Origin of the sequence: Bhargavaea beijingensis (genome assembly GCF_900101985.1) — a bacterium.
GTDB lineage: Bacteria > Bacillota > Bacilli > Bacillales_A > Planococcaceae > Bhargavaea > Bhargavaea beijingensis.
On the sequence record NZ_FNAR01000033.1, the window covers coordinates 1 to 16,876 of the forward strand.

A 16,876-nucleotide genomic window follows, 5' to 3' on the forward strand; every position below is an offset into this window, starting at 1 on the left:
CTCGGGTCATAAGTCGTCCCGCTCCGTGAGGCAGGCCTCACTGCGCAGGCCATCTTATGCCTGTCGCCCGTGACCAACCGCTCTCCGCTTTTAATTCAACATCTCGAATACGCCGGCGGCTCCCATTCCTCCGCCGATGCACATGGTGACAACGCCGAATTGTTCGTTGCGGCGTTTAAGCTCGTTCATGAGCCTGAGCGTGAGGATTGTACCGGTTGCGCCCAGCGGGTGTCCGAGCGCAATTGCGCCGCCGTTGACGTTGACTTTGTCTTCATCCAGACCGAGATGGCGCATGACCTGTAGTGACTGGGAGGCGAATGCTTCGTTCAGCTCCCACACATCGATGTCTTCCACAGACAGGCCGGCGAGCTTGAGCGCTTTCGGCACGGCTTCGATCGGGCCGATGCCCATCACTTCCGGCGGAACGCCGCCGACTGCGAACGAGCGGAACTTGGCGATCGGCTTCAAGCCTTCCGCTTCCGCCTTTTCACGGTCCATGATGAGGACTGTGCCCGCTCCGTCCGATGTCTGGGAAGCGTTCCCCGCCGTGACCGTTCCTTTCACATTGAACGCCGGGCGCAGCTTCGCGAGGGTTTCCATATTGGTGCCTTCGCGTACGCCTTCATCCATATCGAAGGTAAACGTCTCTTCTTTCAATTTGCCGTCGGCACCGACCGTGCGGCGCGTCACGTCAACCGGCACGATCTCATCCTTGAATTTGCCTTCACGTATTGCGGCCGCGGCGCGCTTATGGGAGCGGACCGCAAATGCATCCTGATCTTCGCGGCTCACGCCGTATTTCATCGCGACCTGCTCCGCGGTATGGCCCATGCCCATATAGTATTCAGGCGCCGTTTCCGCGAGCGTCGCGTTCGGGCGGACCGTATTGCCCATCATTGGCACCATGCTCATCGATTCGGTGCCGCCCGCAAGGACCGTTTCCGCATGGCCGAGCATGATCTGGTGGGCACCGGTTGCGATTGTCTGAAGACCGGATGAGCAGAACCGATTCACCGTCACGGCAGGCACGGTATCCGGCAGGCCGGCAAGCCCGCCGATCAGGCGGGCGACGTTCATGCCCTGCTCCGCTTCCGGCATCGCGCACCCGACGATGAAATCGTCGATCGGTCCATCATAGCCGCCGGCGCGCCGTAGCGTCTCTTTCACCGTCAGCGCGGCAAAATCATCAGGGCGGACCGTTGCCAGGGATCCTTTCTTTGCTTTTCCAACCGGCGTCCTTGCGCCGGCCACAATTACTGCTTCACGCATCGTTCATCCTCCTCCGTCTGCCGTCCGCTCAGTTGCGGAGCGGCTTGCCTTTCACGAGCATGTGTTGCATCCGCTGCTGGGATTTCGGTTCTGCGACAAGTTGCAGGAACGCTTCCCGCTCAAGATCGAGCATGTACTGTTCATCCACTTCCGTACCGTACGGAACTTTGCCGCCGGATAGGACGTGAGCGAGCTTCTTTGCAATCTTCAGGTCGTGATCACTGATGTATCCGGACAAGTGCATGCCTTCCGCACCGACTATCATGGCGGCGTAGCCCGGCTCGCCCGCAACAGGAACTGTCCGCTTGGAAGGCGGCGTGTAGCCCGCTTCGTAGAGGGCAAGCGCGGCCTGCTTTGCGTCATGGATCTGATGGTCCCGGTTGGCGCTGACGCCATCCGCCTTTCCGAGGAAATTGTTTTCTCTTGCTTCCTCTCCGGATGTCGAGACCTTCGCCATCGCGATCGTCTCGAACACTGTTGCCGCGATGTCGACGTAGTCCGCCTTGACGCCGTTCGGCATTCCTTCAAGATGTTTGCGGTAAAGGCTGATATTGCCGCCTCCACCCGGAATCAGGCCGACACCGGTTTCCACGAGACCGATATACGTCTCCATCGTCGCCTGGATATGTGCGGCAGGCAGCGTGATTTCCGCACCCCCGCCAAGCGTCATGCCATGCGGCGCGACGACGACCGGCTTTTTCGAATAACGGACTTTCATCATGGCATCCTGGAAGGATTTGATCATGAAGTCCAGTTCGAAGATGTTGTCGTCCTGTGCTTCCATGAGGATCATGCCGAGGTTTGCCCCGACCGAGAAGTTTTTCCCCTGATTCGCGATGACCAGCCCCTTGTATTGCTCGTTGTTCTCGACTTCTTCCAGGGAATCTAGGAGCATTTTGATCACATCCGGGCCGAGCGAGTTCGCTTGGGAGGTAAACTCAAGCAGCGCGATGCCGTCACCGAGGTCGATCAGGCTTGCGCCGCTGTTTTTCCTGATGACGCCGTGGCGGGCTTTCCATTTTTTCAGGTCAATCTCTTTGGCATTGGCCTGAACAGGGGAATAGCCTTCACCGTCAAAATAACTCAAGGTTCCTTCATCATCCTGATAGAAAGAAGCGTTTCCGGAATCAAGCAGCTTTTTGACAAATCCGGGTATCTCCCTGCCTTCTTCCTTCATGCGCTTGACCGACTTCTCGACGCCAATCGCATCCCACAGTTCAAATGGACCCTGTTTCCAGCCGAAGCCCCACTTCATCGCGTTGTCGATCGAGGCGATGTCGTCTGCAATTTCCCCGACTTTCTCCGCGGAGTACAGGAAGGTCGGCGCAAGGATGTTCCATAGCAGTTCACCCGCGCGGTCATTGGCGTAGACGAGCGTCTTCAGCTTGGCATCGCCCTTTTGCTGTTTTGCCATCTCGATGGAAGGCGCTTTCAATTTTTTCTGCGGCGAGTACTCAAGCGTGGCCGGATCGATCTCGCTGATCTCCTTGCCTTCCTTCAGGTAAAAGCCCTGCTTCGCCTTGGCGCCCAGCCATCCGTTTTCCACCATCTTCACGAGGAAATCCGGTGTGCGGAACACTTCCTTTTCCTCGCCTTCCGTCTGGTCAAATACGTTTTTCGCAACATGGACGAACGTATCGAGACCGACCACATCCAGCGTGCGGAAGGTGGCCGACTTCGGACGGCCGATCAGTGCCCCGGTGACCGAGTCGACTTCACCGACCGAAAAGCCGCGCTCCATCATTTCGCGGAGTGTGATGAGAAGACCGTATGTCCCGATCCGGTTGCCGATGAAGTTCGGCGTATCCTTCGCGATGACGACCCCCTTGCCGAGGCGGTCTTCCCCGAAACGGACCATAAAGTCGAGCACTCCAGGCGCCGTATCTTTTGTCGGAATGACTTCAAGCAGTTTCAGATAGCGCGGCGGGTTAAAGAAGTGCGTGCCGAGGAAATGCTTGCGGAACCCTTCCGATCGCCCTTCCGCCATCGCTTCGATACTGATGCCGGATGTGTTCGAGGAAACGATCGCGTGCTCCGAGCGGACCCCTTCGATTTTTTCATAAAGCGCTTTCTTGATCTCGAGGTTCTCTACCACAACTTCGATGATCCAGTCCGCTTCCTTGAGCTTGTCGAGATCATCCTCCAGATTGCCCGTAGAAATCCGCGATAGGCTGTCCTTGGACGCAAGCGGCGCCGGCTTTTGCTTTTTCATGTTTTTGAGCGCCTGGTCCGTCAGCCGATTGCGGACTTTGCGGTCTTCGAGTGTAAGCCCCTTTGCTTCTTCTTCCGCCGTCAGCTTGTTCGGCACGATGTCCAACAGAAGAACAGGAATGCCGATGTTTGCGAGATGGGCCGCGATGCCGGAGCCCATAACACCGGATCCGATAACGGCGGCCTTGTTGATTTGGTGAGCCACGTGATTGCCTCCTTCTACTTGAATGAATGCTCATTCATTTTGTTGCCAAAAAAAATCAGCAACTGCTTTATTCATAGTTTAGAATATTTCACCACAATGTGCAACATGACCGACAGAAAAAAATGAATTTCCGCTCATCTTTTTATTTTCCATGGGCATCCTACCTTTAAATCATGCATAAGAGGAGGACCTTACATGGGCATCTTCTCCAAGCCGGCCATCAAAAACGGAAATGAATCCGATCCCGGCCCCGAGTTATTCAAATCAGATACTGTCACCCCCCGAAACATCGGGGACTTGGCGGAAATCATGGAGCTCAGCAAACTGTGCGCAAAAATGTACGGAGCGGCTGCCGCATCAACCAAGTTGCCTGATTTAAAAAAAGAATTCGGGAGCATCCAGAAGGATCACTTGAAACAGGCCAGTGAAATTCTGGAATTCCTGAAGAAAGAGAGGGATCAGGCGCAATGACGGACGAAGAAAGCGGCAAAGAAGAAAATCAGAATAGTGATCAGTCCACGGAAAAGAAAAATAAACAGGATTCATCAGGCGGTTCCAATAAGGAGCAAAGTCAAAATGATGGTTCTCTGGATGACAAGGAAATGGCCATCCTCCTGCTCAGCATGGAAGAGCAACTTGGCCAGCTTTATCTCGCGGCCGAAAACCAAACATACAGCAGCCAGCTCGAGTCTCTCCTCTCCAGCTTCATTCAGAACTCCAACAGCACCCGGAGGAACCTGCGCGACTTGATTACACGGCACGGCTGGATATCGCCGGATGCCGCAAAACGGGAGGACTATGAAAAAGCGATCCAGAAACTCCAAGGCGCCACGCCTCCGGTTGTCTGAAACAAGTGGCTACCCATCGCCCTGCGGGAAAGTGTACACTATCCGTATGGGAGGGATAGAGTTGAAAAAAATTACGACAACCGAGCAATTCTATGAAATCATTAATAAGCCGGAACAGTCACTGATCAAGTTTGACGCGAGCTGGTGCCCGGACTGCCGCCGGATGGATATGTTCATCGGGCCGATTGAAGAAAAGTACAATCAGTTTACCTGGTACGAAGTGGACCGCGATGCTCTTCCTGAAGTTGCGGACAAGTACGAAGTAATGGGAATCCCGAGCCTTCTTGTTTTCAAGGACGGCGAGAAAAAGGCTCATCTCCACAGCGCCAATGCCAAGACACCGGACCAGGTGACCACATTCCTCGACAGCTATCAGGCCTAACCCGGAAGGCGACCGCCTTCCTTTTTTGTATGCCCTGATCTCGCGTTATAATCAGGCCATCTATTAAAGAGGAGGATTCGGCATGAGTTTGATTGAGTCTTTCAGGGGAAAATCTCAATATGATCCGGATATCGACCCGGCCCAGCAAAACTCCGCATGCGGGCCGGTGACGGCATACACGATGATCGGGCACCTTCTTGGTGCCTGTCCGATGTCCGCGTCCGATCTTTACCGGTCATTCGGCGGTACGCCTCTGGGTCTGTCCGTCCGGAAGTTTGTCAAAGGCGTTTCCCGTATTCTCGGAAGTGGATGGTCCGTACAAACGTGTTCAATCGGGGAACTGAAACAAGAAATCCTGGACGGACGTCCGGTCGCGGCAAAATTCGACAAGTGGTTCTCATTCCGCTGGTTTGGAACCTATACGTTCGCCTACCACTGGGTGCCGGTTGTCGGCTTCAGCGAGGAAGGCGGCGATACAGTGCTCGTCGTTCATGATAACGGAGGCCGCGGCCGCCCCAGCCGGATCCGCCGGGTCTCCTACTCCCGGAATCGGGCGATCCTGACCTTTGTCAGGGTGACGCCTATGCAAAAGTGAGTCCTATTGAATGACATGAGAAAACCGCCGCATACCGTCTGCGGCGGTTTTCTGGTTTCCGGTAAGAATTTCAGGAGAATGGCCATTCTTCCTGTTCACCGAACCCCGGGAAAAGGGTCAGGAGGCGCCTGGCGGCAGTCGGATAGCCTTCCGTTTCGAGCGCCTGTGCGGTATCCGGGCCATACACCGGCACTTCCAGCCTGTCGATTTCCGCATCGAACACCACGTGGCAGTCGATCTCGGCCAATTCACGGGACAAGTGAAGCATATCCAACTGTTCGGTGATTTTTTTCCGGACAGCAGGCTTCAGGTCGTCGAGATGCTGAAGCACCCCTTTGACGGAACCGTATTCCTGGATCAGTTTCGTAGCCGTCTTCGGCCCGATGCCTTTGACCCCGGGGTATCCATCACTGGCGTCACCCGTGAACGCCTTTAAGTCGACGAACTGATCGGGTTCGAATCCGTATTCCTCCCGGAAGCGATCGTCTGTATAAATGTCAAAAACCGTGTGCCCCTTTTTCATGAAGGCGATCCGGACACCGGGTGCAAGCAGTTGCAACAGGTCCCTGTCGCCGGTGACGACAAGGATATCCGCCTCGTCTTTCCATCGCGCAACAAGCGAACCGATCAGGTCATCCGCTTCCACACCGTTCATTCCGAAACTTTTCCAGCCGAGCAGATAAGCGGACTCCCGGCCCAGATCAAACTGCGGCTTCATCTCTTCCGGCGGCTCAGGGCGGTTCGCCTTATAACCTTCATACAGATCATTCCGGAATGTATAGGCCCCCATGTCCCAGCAGACAGCGATATGGGTCGGCCGGAATATGGACTGCGCTGACAAGGCATGGCCAAGAAACCCCTGGACCGCATTTGTCGGAATCCCTTCTTCATTCCTCATAAAGCGTCCGTGAACGGACGTAGCAAAAAATGCACGGAACAAAACCGCCATGCCATCAATCAATAACAGCTTCGGACGCTCCGTTTCTTTCCGCTTTGCCGTTTCCGCTTTTTCCAATGTATCCATGCCATCACCTTTTCATTAATTGCGTCCTTCCATCATACCTCAGGAACCGTCCGCTGTGTCGGAATGCGGATCAGGTTTCCTGGCTTCCTCAAGAAGCCAGCGCTCTATTTTGGCGATGTCTTTGCTGAATATCCGGTCTTCTGTGAGAGATGGAACAAACCCTGCCAAAACATCCCATTTCTGCCGGAGTGGCGGAGACAACTTTTCTTCTCCGCGGATTCCGCAAGCCTGGAACGCGCAAAAAGCTTCAACGGCCAGCACACGCCTGACATTTCCCACAATCCGGGCGGCATGCCGGGCGGCAATGGTCCCCATGCTTACATGGTCTTCCTGGTTGGCCGAGGAAGGGATGGAATCGACGGAAGCCGGATGAGCCAGCGTCTTGTTTTCGGATACGATGCTTGCCGCGGCATACTGAAGAATCATGGCACCCGATTGCAGCCCCGGTTCCGGGCTGAGAAACGGCGGCAGTCCCGCACTCAGCTGGGGATTGACGAGACGCTCGGTGCGCCGCTCGGAAATATTGGCGAGCTCGGACATGCCGATTTTCAGGAAATCCATCGCGAACGCCACCGGCTGTCCGTGGAAATTGCCTCCGGAGATGACGTTCTCCCCATCATCAAAAATAAGCGGATTGTCCGTCGCCGCGTTCATTTCTATCTCGAGCTTTTCCCTGACGTAGCCCAGCACCTGCCATGTCGCCCCGTGCACTTGAGGGATGCAGCGGATCGAATAAGCATCCTGGACCCGCATTTCCCCCTGGCGAGTGGTGAGCCGGCTGCCATCGAGCCAATCTCTCATGCGTTCCGCAACCGCTGCTTGCTCCGGATAACCTCTTGCCGCATGGACGGCCGGATGGAAAGCGTCCGTGATTCCCCTGAGTGCTTCGATCGTCAGTCCCGCTATCCACTCGGACTGCATGGCAAGCTGTTCGGCTTCAAGAAAAGCCAGTGCACCGCAAGCCGTCATCGCCTGGGTTCCATTAATGAGGGCAAGCCCCTCCTTCGCACGCAGGCGCACCGGCCGGATGCCCTTCTTTTCCCACGCCTGACCGGCAGGCAAGGTGATTCCGTCCAGTGTGACCTCTCCTTCCCCGATCAGTGCAAGCGCCAAGTGCGCGAGCGGTGCCAGGTCCCCTGACGCCCCAAGCGAACCCTGGTTCGGGATAACAGCAGAAATCCCGAGGTTCACCATGTCGCGCAATCGCTCCAGCACAACCGGCCGGATGCCCGAGTGCCCCTTCAAAAGTGCATTCAGCCGGAGGACGGCCATTGCACGGGCCACTTCCTCGGAAAAGGGCTCGCCAAGTCCGCACGCATGAGAACGGACAAGATGCAGCTGAAGTGCTTCCGTATGCTCAGAATGGATGGTTACGTCGCTGAATTTGCCGAAACCCGTATTAATGCCGTATGCCGTCCGCCCATCTGCAATGATTTGCTCAACGGCAGCCCTGCTTTGCTTCACCTTATTCACCGCTTCGGGACAAAGGCACACTTTCTCTTTGCCGATGACAATCCGTTTTAGTTGTCCTAGCGTCAGCCCGCTTCCGGTCAGTGTGATCATCACGTCAGCCCCTTCTACCTACATCTTAACGAAATTTGTTAGCGCCTTCAGTAGACTTCCGATTTTTCCTGCTGCATTAATAAGCCAGCCGTTTACTCGGCGAAAGGAAACTTCGTTTCATCACACCGTTTTAGGGTATTAGGAAATGATGATTCATGGTACTGAAAACCGGGGCCGGGTGAAGGGAACCCAACATTTTTCCGTCAGACGGTTTCATCCGGAATCTGCAAGTGCAAGATGACCGTACAGGTCCGATTTTCTTGCCCCGGGGATGCCTCATCCTTGACAGTACCCGGAAAGTTGCGTTAAGGTCGGTCACTGTGTGCACTTTCCCGAAAATCGAATGATATTGGAGGGACGATATTGAAGAAAGTATCCAGTGTATTTTGGATCGCAGTCGCACTTGTGATCCTCGCAGTGGGCTACGGGACTTTCGCTCCGAACAGTTTCGAGCGGGTCACCAGCTCCATGACTGCATTTATCACATCCACTTTTGGATGGTATTATCTGCTGATTGTGACGGTAATCGTCATTTTCTGCCTTGCCATGATTGTCAGCCCGCTTGGCAAAATGCGATTGGGCAAACCTGAAGATCGCCCGGAGTTCTCGACCATCAGCTGGTTCGCAATGCTGTTTTCGGCCGGCATGGGAATCGGACTCGTCTTCTGGGGTGCGGCAGAGCCGCTTTCCCATTATGCGATTGATCCTGCAACGGAAGAACCGGGAACACGCGAAGCGTTTATCGAGTCGATGCGCTATACGTTCTTCCATTGGGGGATCCATGCATGGGCCGTCTACGGATTGGTCGCACTGGCCCTCGCCTATTTCCAGTTCCGCCGCGGCTATCCCGGTCTGATCTCTTCTACTTTGCGGCCAATTTTCGGTGAAGAGCGGATGAACGGGCCTCTCGGAAAACTGATCGATGTGCTCGCTGTATTCGCGACTGTCTTTGGGGTGGCTACAACCCTCGGTTTCGGGGCCATCCAAATCAACGGCGGCCTGTCCTATCTGTGGGACATCCCGATCAGCCTCGGTGTCCAGACGATCATTATCATCATCGTCACCATCCTGTTCACGATTTCCGCCTGGTCAGGTCTTGGAAAAGGCATCAAGATCCTGTCCAATACGAACCTCGTATTGGCAGTGATTCTCCTGGGCCTCATTCTTGTTGTAGGACCGACATTGCTCATCATGAACATGTTTACCGATACGATCGGCTCGTATCTCCAGAACCTGCCCCGCATGAGCTTCCGTTCCGCCCCGCTGGATTCGGAGGCGCGTGAATGGATTGACGGATGGACCATCTTCTATTGGGCATGGTGGATTTCCTGGTCTCCATTTGTCGGCATCTTCATCGCCCGAGTATCAAGGGGGCGGACCATCAGGGAGTTTCTGACAGGTGTCCTGCTCCTCCCGACGCTCGTGAGCTTTTTCTGGTTCTCGGTGTTCGGCGTTACGGCAATTGATGTCCAAAATTCCGGCACGGACCTGACAGGCCTGCTGACGGAAGAAACATTGTTCGGGGTCTTTGAACAGTTGCCGATGTTCTGGATCCTGTCTATCACAGCCATCCTGTTGGTCTCCATCTTCTTCATCACCTCGGCCGACTCTGCCACGTTCGTTCTCGGCATGCAAACGACATATGGATCTCTCACACCACCAAACGGCGTGAAGTTGACTTGGGGAGGCCTGCAGGCGACCATTGCGATCATCCTGCTGTATGCCAATGGCCTGACCGCCCTCCAGAATTCACTGATCATCGCGGCCTTGCCGTTTTCCGTCATCATGATGCTGATGATGATTTCTCTGATTAAGGCAATGTCGAACGATCACCAACGGTTGATTAAATCGGAAGAATTCAAAAGAAGAACACGATCTTAAGAAAACAGGGCCACCCTACAGAGGCAGCCCTCAGACTGTAGACAAAGTGAGTGTTTTGCCCCTTTGTCTGCAGTCTTTTCTTATTCGTATAATCCTCCGGATATCCGCTTTGGTGCACAGACACTGTTCTTTGTGACGGCGCCCGCTAGTCCGCGGGCGTTGCTTTAATCCTCTCGGCACCGACAGGGCGTTTCGCTATGGGATGCGTGGTTTTTATATTTACCGGACCGGCTGGAGGCCGTGCTTCCCCGGGCCGGTGCCCGGTCCTACCCCAACTTCCTGCATAGGATACGTAAGATTGCCGGAAGGAGTGGAATCATGGTTAACAGACCCGGTGGAGGAGACATGTGGGAGTCTCCGATGGATTGGCTGCCGTGGGGGGACTGGGATGATGGCGGCAGAGGCATGCCCGGGTTCCCCGGACAGCCCGGAAGGCCAGGGAGACCCGGATGGCCGGGACGGCCGGCACCACTTCCCCCGAACGTACCGAGGGCAGTGGATCCCGGTGCCATCCGAAGGTGCCTCAACCAAGTGACTCACGTTCGGCTTGAGAACGGACAGCGCTTTTGGTTCTTCCCGACATTCGTCGGCAGGCGCTCGGTTGCCGGTTACCGTTGGAGATCAAGACAGCACCGGTGGGAGTATTTCGGGATCGACCTCGACGAAATCCAGTCGTTTTCCTGCTGAACCTGCAGGCGTACAAAAGCCACTGAAAACCGTTGAAGAGCCGCCACTCAGAATCTGTGAGTGGCGGTTCTTTTCTATAGCATCCGTGTGATTTTCCGTTACGGGTGCTTGTTTTCAATGGTCGGCCCGGAAGCCGGCGCCGATACAAAGATTCAATTCTCGCGCCCGGTAATCGAATAATACAGACAGGTTGTTCAGCTTCCTGCCACCGCAACAACAAGCTTTCCCCTGGCGTGCCTTGTCTCTGTTTTTGTCAAAGCCTCTAAAGCCTGCTTAAATGGATAGATCCGCTCAATTTCGAGGCGAATCTTCCCTCTTGAAATGTCATCAGCCAGATTGCGTATTGTATGTCGGATGTCTAGCTGGTGCTGGAATTGTTGTACTGTAATGCTTCTTTCCGGGCCAACTCTGTCACCGGAAACAGTAATCACTTTTCCACCATCTTTTACAACGTCCATACTATCTTTGCCTGTTCCAGGCTGAATGGCTAAAGCTGCATCTGTGCCGCCAGGAATCCATCGTTTAACGTGTCCTTTCCAATCCGGAGTTGAATAATCGACTGCTTTTTCAGCACCAAGTGATAGCATATACTTATGATTTTTACTGGATGCCGAACCGATAACTCGTATGCCTTGATTTTTTGCCATTTGTATAATCAATGTCCCAATCGCTCCGGAGGCACCGGCTACAAACAACGTCTCTCCTTCTTTAAGACCAAGAGCCTGCATGCATTCAACGGCTGTTTTCCCGGCTACCGGAATAGCTGCCCCTAGTATGAAATCGAGTGTATCCGGCAAAGGAATGAGCATATCAGATGAAACAGCCACATACTGTGCCCAACACCCGCCTTTTGGTTGCAGGCTACTGGAAAGTATAATTCTATCCCCAGCTTGAAAATCAGAAACTTCACCTCCGGTTTTTGTGATAATGCCAGCTGCCTCAGTTCCAATCGGATATGGGAAGCGGACATTAGCGGGGATAAAATATCGATCATGAATACCGACTCCAAAAGCTTGAACCTTCACAAGCACTTCATCCTTATCTAATTCAGGAATTGGCACTTCTTGCAACTCGATACGATCATTTTGTGCATCTACCCTCACGAAAGCCTGCATTTTCCCCATTTCTGGTCCCCCTTGAACTTTCGTTGTGGAATAAATTTAACAGAACTTTAAGGTCCTATTATCATGTTACTGTACAGAAATATTTTCAAGATATCCTTCATTTAAAAATTTCTTTTTCAGAAATTAATTTGGGAGATTATGATTAACTACTTTTCCGAATTCGGATGACATGAAAAACGCCCCAAACCTCGAGTTAAGAAGGTTTGGGGCGTTCACTGAAAATCCATTATTTTGCTTTATGGAGACGGCGGGATTCGAACCCGCGTCCAGAGACTCCAATACTCCGGCTTCTACGCGTGTAGCTGATCGATTAGAGTTCGCGCGGCATTCTGCCGGTCAGCAGGCGTCCTGCGCGCTATCCTGTTAATCTCTTACGTCGGCCTCAGGCGGCGGACAGACGTCGTATCCCACTGATAAGTGAGTCCTCAGATGCCACATGGGCGATGGAACCGGAGGACCGTTTCAGCAGCTTACGCTGCGAAAGCGAGGTTGTTGTTAGTTTTGCCAGTTGTTGTTAAATGTCGTTGATACGGAGCCGACCCTCCGACGCGCAACCGGAGCTCAGACCATCCCTGTCGAATCCAAAACGTCCCCGCATGGGAAGTTTGGAAATCCTGAAAAGGATCACTGAAACTCACTGCACTGGCAATCTGTGACCCTTATTATAGGGTATTTCGTGCCCGATTGCAAGCGCAGGCATTCACTACAGCTTCTCCGCTTGCAGGCGGAACGCATTCAATATTGCTGCTTAACCTTGAATGCCCGCTCCATCTCCCGCTTGTGTTCTTTCTTCTTCAGGTCTTCCCGCTTGTCGTATTTCTTCTTGCCCTTTGCCACGCCAATCAATACTTTCGCATACCCATTTTTGACGTACATCTTCAGCGGGATGATCGAGAATCCCTCTTCCTTCGTCTTGCCGATCAGCTGATTGATCTGCTTTTTGTGAAGCAGTAGTTTCCTTGCGCGGAGAGGGTCGTGATTGTAACGGTTCCCCTGTTCATACGGACTTACGTGCATGTTTGAGATCCATGCTTCGTTATTCCGGATCCGGATAAAAGCATCCCGCAGCTGGACCTTGCCTTTCCGGATGGATTTGATTTCGGTCCCTTGCAGGACAATGCCCGCCTCGATCGTATCTTCGATGAAGTAGTCATGCCCGGCTTTCTTGTTTTGTGCCAGGACACGTTGGTCATTCGCTTTTGCCATCGTTTTCCCCCCTTTATAACGGACAACGGGACGGCAGGATGCCGTCCGGTGTCTTGGGTGATCTGTTATTTTTGACGGTTGCCGCCGCGCGGAGCGTTGCTGCGGCCGCTTCTGTTTCCGCTGCCGCCGCGGGAGCGGTTTTTGCCGCCGGAGCCGCCCTGTCCGGACGGTCTTCCGGAACCACTGTTCCGGTTTCCGCCGCGTCCGCCGCCGTTTCGGCCCCCGCCGCGATTGCCGCCGGAGTCGCGTCCGCCTTCGCCGCGACCTTTACCGCCGCCTCTTGTGTCACCCTTGGTCCGGATGACTTTCGGCGAGTCTTTGCGCGTCCGGCGCACCGGCGCATTGGTGCTGTCCATGTCGGCCAGCTCAAAGTCGATTGCCGATTCTTCCGGCTTGACGGAGATGACACGGACTTTCACTTTGTCCCCGATCCGGAACTGCTTGGCCGTATGCTCGCCGACCATCATCAAGTTGCGCTCATCGAACCAGTAGTAGTCATCGGTCATGTAGGAGACATGGACGAGCCCTTCGATCGTATTTTCAAGCTCGACAAACAATCCGAAGTTCGTAACCGAGGAAATGATGCCCTCGAACTCTTCTCCGACCTTGTCGACCATGAACTGGGATTTCTTGAGTGCTTCCGTATCCCGCTCTGCATCGACTGCCCTGCGTTCCATATCGGAGGAATGCTCTGCGATTTCCGGGATTTCCCCCTTCCATTTGGCAATGGTGGCGGGTGACGTGTCCTTTTCGATCAGATACGTCCTGATCAGCCGGTGGACGAGAAGGTCCGGATACCGCCGGATCGGCGAGGTGAAGTGCGTATAGAACTCGCTGGACAATCCGAAATGGCCGAGGCTCAGTTCGGAGTACCTCGCCTGCTGCATCGAGCGCAGAAGCATGGTGGAGACGACCGGTTCTTCCGGCTCTCCGGAAATCGACTCCAGGATTTCCTGAAGCGCACGCGGGTGGACTTTGTTTGCCGTGCCGCGCACGAGCAGGCCGAAGTTGGTGATGAACTCAAAGAACCGCTCCAGCTTCTCGGACTTTGGATCTTCATGGATCCGGTAGATGAATGGGACCCGGAGCCAGTGGAAATGTTCTGCGACTGTTTCGTTCGCGACAAGCATGAATTCTTCAATCAGCTTTTCCGCTACCGTCCGTTCGCGTACGACAACGTCGGTCGGCCATCCTTCCTCGTCCACGATGATTTTCGACTCCTTGAAGTCGAAGTCGATCGCCCCGCGGTCGAATCTGCGCTGGCGCAGGATGGCAGCCAATTCCGCCATATGCTCGAACATCGGCACAAGCGGTTCGTAGCGCGCGCGGAGCTCCTCGTCTTTTTCTTCGATGATCTGATAGACATCGTGGTAAGTCATCCGCTCCACTGTGCGGATCACGCTCTGGAAGATTTCATGGGACACGACTTTGCCCTTGCTGTCGATGACCATTTCGCAGCTGAGCGTAAGGCGGTCGACATTCGGGTTCAGAGAGCAGATGCCGTTCGACAGACGGTGAGGAATCATCGGGATGACCCTGTCTGTCAGGTAAACACTCGTTCCGCGCTCACGTGCCTCTTCGTCAATTGGAGAATTCTCTGTCACGTAATAGCTGACATCCGCGATGTGTACACCGAGCTTGTAGGTGCCGTCGCTGTTTTTGGTCACTGTGACGGCATCGTCAAGGTCCTTCGCTTCTGCCCCGTCAATCGTGACGATCTGCTCGCCGCGGAGATCACGGCGCTTGAACAGGTCCTGCTCCCGGATTTCATCCGGAACACGGTTCGCATGATTGATGACTTCTTCAGGGAATTCGATTTCAATCCCATATTTATAGATAATCGAGAGAATGTCGACACCCGGATCGTTTTTATGGCCCAGTACCTGGACAACGATGCCTTCGGCGGACTTCCGCTCACTCGGCCATTCCGTGATTTCCACGACAACCTTGTGGCCATCGACCGCGCCGAGCGTGTTCTCTTTGGATACAAACACGTCCATCGGAAGTTTCTTGTCATCCGCAATGACAAAACCAAAGCCGCGATGTGCCTGGAACGTTCCGACGACTTTCGTATTTTTCCGTTCCGCAATCCGGATGACCGATCCTTCCTGCCTGTCGCCGCCTGATTCTTTCATAAGTTTGATCAGGACCGTATCGCCGTTCATCGCCGTGTTTGTTTCGTTTGGCGGAATGAAAATATCATCCATGCCCTCTTCTTCCGGCACGACAAAGCCGAAACCTTTGGCATGTCCGATAAAGCGTCCCCGGATGATGTCCATCCGCTCCGGCACGCCGTAACGGTCCGAACGCGATCGGATCACGTCACCCTTTTCCTCGAGTTCAACCAGAACCTTTACAAGCTCCTTGAACTCGCCTGCACCCGTCAGGTCCAGTTCCTCCTGGATCTCCTGTACGGTAAGCGGTTTGTAGCTGTCTTCCCGCATGAACGAAAGAATCCGATCACGCAATTCCTTTAAATAGTCTTCCAACACTATCCCTCCTGCAATGGCCTGTCTTCTTGACGAGATTTTATTGGCTCCAATCCAATGAATCCAGAAATTCAAGGATATCCTGATGGAGCTGTTCTTTTTCCGGCCCGAGCGTAATCACATGGCCCGACTCCGGATACTTTTTGATTTTCTTCAGGGGGGATCCGACGGTTTCATAGATGATGTCCGCGGACTTCGGATCGATGACTGTGTCCTGCTCCGCCTGAACGACGAAAACAGGAGCATACACCTCATCGATATGATTCCGGACGCCGTGGACCAAGTCCCTTAGCGCCGGAAGAGATGCCATCCCCTTTTGCCGGATCTGTTCTACTTCCTCTTCGATCTTGTCCGGTTCTTTTCCTTCATACTTCTTGAATTCCGCTGCGTACTGAAGCACGCCCTCGAACATGATGTCCGTGCTTTTCATGATCATGGGTGCACACATGGATACAAGCCCTTTTACGGGATAGTTATACCCTAATTTGAGAGTGAACACACCTCCGAGGGATAATCCGACAACCGCTATTTCTTCGTAGCCTTCCTCTTTCAGGTGCCTGTAAGCATTTTCCACGTCCGCCCACCAGTCAGACGGACCGGTTTTCAGCAGCTCCTCCGGTTCCACGCCATGGCCCGAGTAATGCGGAGCCAGGCAGGTGTAGTCGTGCTTCTCAAGGAACCGCCCGAGCATACGGACATCCGCCGAGCTTCCTCGGAAACCGTGAAGGAGCAACACCGCCCTCGGTCCGTGCTTAAAGAAAAACGGCTTTGGAGGGGTCAGCTTCACTTTTTTCATGATGGTTGTGCCTCCTATGTAAAAACGCCCAACCGCGCATGCGGCCGGGCGGATGGTTTTAATTCAAAACTTCGTGACGGCAATGGCAAGCACGAAGAAAAGGACCGACAAAATAATCGTCACGCGATGAAAGACGAGGTCAAGGCCCCGTGCCTTCTGCTTTCCGAACAGTTGCTCCGCTCCACCGGAGATGGCTCCGGAAAGACCTGCACTTTTCCCGGATTGCAACAGGACGACGACAATCAGCGCGATCGATACAATCAGCAACAATGTCATGAGCAGTGTGTGCATTTTCCCACCTCCTGATCCATTCTCAACTATACCCATTCTATCAAAGCAAGACTGCCGCCACAACTATCCCGGAAAAACTTTATGAGAAGTTAAGAAGTTGCGGGCAGAGAATTGCTAACGCGGTGAATCGGGGGGCCATGTTGCAAATCAGGGGGCCATGCGCAAATCCGCGCGCCATGCGGCAAATCGGGAGGCCATATTGCAAATCTGCGCGCCATGCGGCGAATTGGGGGGACATATTGCAAACTGGCATCCCATATCGCAAATCCGCATCCCATGTGGCAATTCAGCATCCCATATTGCAA

15 protein-coding genes and 1 other RNA gene are annotated in these 16,876 nt (G+C 54.0%); 6 read left to right on the forward strand and 10 right to left on the reverse strand.

What is annotated here, in order from left to right:
* Positions 1–90: 90 nt before the first annotated feature.
* Positions 91–1,269, reverse strand: coding sequence for an acetyl-CoA C-acetyltransferase (locus BLT01_RS14515; RefSeq protein ID WP_092098986.1), 1,179 nt, complete (start codon positions 1,267–1,269; stop codon positions 91–93).
* A 28-nt stretch (positions 1,270–1,297) separates the two neighbouring features.
* Positions 1,298–3,685 (reverse strand): 3-hydroxyacyl-CoA dehydrogenase/enoyl-CoA hydratase family protein, encoded by a 2,388-nt coding sequence (locus tag BLT01_RS14520; RefSeq protein WP_092098988.1) that lies wholly within the window; start codon positions 3,683–3,685, stop codon positions 1,298–1,300.
* Between the two features lie 195 nt (positions 3,686–3,880).
* Here BLT01_RS14520 and BLT01_RS14525 point away from each other — a divergent pair, with 195 nt between their 5' ends.
* The 4 genes from BLT01_RS14525 (at position 3,881) to BLT01_RS14540 (ending at position 5,510) form a co-directional block, all read left to right on the forward strand.
* Positions 3,881–4,156 (forward strand): hypothetical protein, encoded by a 276-nt coding sequence (locus tag BLT01_RS14525; RefSeq protein ID WP_092098990.1) that lies wholly within the window; start codon positions 3,881–3,883, stop codon positions 4,154–4,156.
* On the forward strand, positions 4,153–4,533 hold the full coding sequence (locus BLT01_RS14530; protein WP_092098992.1) for a hypothetical protein: 381 nt from the start codon (positions 4,153–4,155) through the stop codon (positions 4,531–4,533). The genes BLT01_RS14525 and BLT01_RS14530 overlap by 4 nt, the downstream gene beginning before the upstream one ends.
* Before the next feature lie 61 nt (positions 4,534–4,594).
* The gene (locus BLT01_RS14535; RefSeq protein ID WP_092098994.1) at positions 4,595–4,915 is read left to right on the forward strand and encodes a thioredoxin family protein; all 321 of its coding nucleotides are present in this window, start codon (positions 4,595–4,597) and stop codon (positions 4,913–4,915) included.
* A gap of 82 nt (positions 4,916–4,997) precedes the next feature.
* Positions 4,998–5,510 carry a C39 family peptidase gene (locus BLT01_RS14540; protein WP_092098996.1) on the forward strand — a complete coding sequence of 171 codons (513 nt, stop codon included), beginning with the start codon at positions 4,998–5,000 and terminating at the stop codon, positions 5,508–5,510.
* 70 nt (positions 5,511–5,580) lie between these two features.
* Here the strand turns inward: BLT01_RS14540 and BLT01_RS14545 are convergent, their stop codons facing one another.
* Together BLT01_RS14545 and hutH are read right to left on the reverse strand one after the other, a co-directional pair.
* Positions 5,581–6,534 carry a 5'-3' exonuclease gene (locus BLT01_RS14545; protein ID WP_092098998.1) on the reverse strand — a complete coding sequence of 318 codons (954 nt, stop codon included), beginning with the start codon at positions 6,532–6,534 and terminating at the stop codon, positions 5,581–5,583.
* Positions 6,535–6,573: 39 nt separating this feature from the next.
* A complete protein-coding gene (hutH, locus tag BLT01_RS14550) occupies positions 6,574–8,097 on the reverse strand; it encodes a histidine ammonia-lyase (RefSeq protein WP_092099001.1) in 1,524 nt (507 codons plus the stop codon).
* Positions 8,098–8,460: 363 nt separating this feature from the next.
* On the opposite strand from hutH, the gene BLT01_RS14555 reads away from it, so the two are divergent.
* The gene (locus BLT01_RS14555; RefSeq protein WP_092099003.1) at positions 8,461–9,978 is read left to right on the forward strand and encodes a glycine betaine uptake BCCT transporter; all 1,518 of its coding nucleotides are present in this window, start codon (positions 8,461–8,463) and stop codon (positions 9,976–9,978) included.
* 360 nt (positions 9,979–10,338) lie between these two features.
* Positions 10,339–10,665: a transporter gene (locus BLT01_RS14560; RefSeq protein ID WP_245696949.1), complete on the forward strand. Its 327-nt coding sequence runs from the start codon at positions 10,339–10,341 to the stop codon at positions 10,663–10,665.
* Between the two features lie 194 nt (positions 10,666–10,859).
* Here BLT01_RS14560 and BLT01_RS14565 read toward each other — a convergent pair whose 3' ends face one another.
* From BLT01_RS14565 to secG, 6 genes are all read right to left on the reverse strand, one after another.
* Complete coding sequence (locus tag BLT01_RS14565) at positions 10,860–11,789, reverse strand: NADP-dependent oxidoreductase (RefSeq protein ID WP_218123207.1); 930 nt, start codon at positions 11,787–11,789, stop codon at positions 10,860–10,862.
* Between the two features lie 236 nt (positions 11,790–12,025).
* Positions 12,026–12,383: a transfer-messenger RNA gene (ssrA, locus tag BLT01_RS14570) on the reverse strand.
* 141 nt (positions 12,384–12,524) lie between these two features.
* Entirely contained in the window at positions 12,525–12,995 is a 471-nt protein-coding gene (gene smpB / locus BLT01_RS14575) for an SsrA-binding protein SmpB (RefSeq protein WP_092099005.1), read from the reverse strand.
* Between the two features lie 65 nt (positions 12,996–13,060).
* Complete coding sequence (gene rnr / locus BLT01_RS14580) at positions 13,061–15,484, reverse strand: ribonuclease R (RefSeq protein ID WP_092099007.1); 2,424 nt, start codon at positions 15,482–15,484, stop codon at positions 13,061–13,063.
* 40 nt (positions 15,485–15,524) lie between these two features.
* Positions 15,525–16,280 carry an alpha/beta hydrolase gene (locus BLT01_RS14585; RefSeq protein WP_092099009.1) on the reverse strand — a complete coding sequence of 252 codons (756 nt, stop codon included), beginning with the start codon at positions 16,278–16,280 and terminating at the stop codon, positions 15,525–15,527.
* A gap of 63 nt (positions 16,281–16,343) precedes the next feature.
* On the reverse strand, positions 16,344–16,571 hold the full coding sequence (gene secG, locus BLT01_RS14590) for a preprotein translocase subunit SecG (protein ID WP_008300301.1): 228 nt from the start codon (positions 16,569–16,571) through the stop codon (positions 16,344–16,346).
* Between the last annotated feature and the right edge of the window lie 305 nt (positions 16,572–16,876).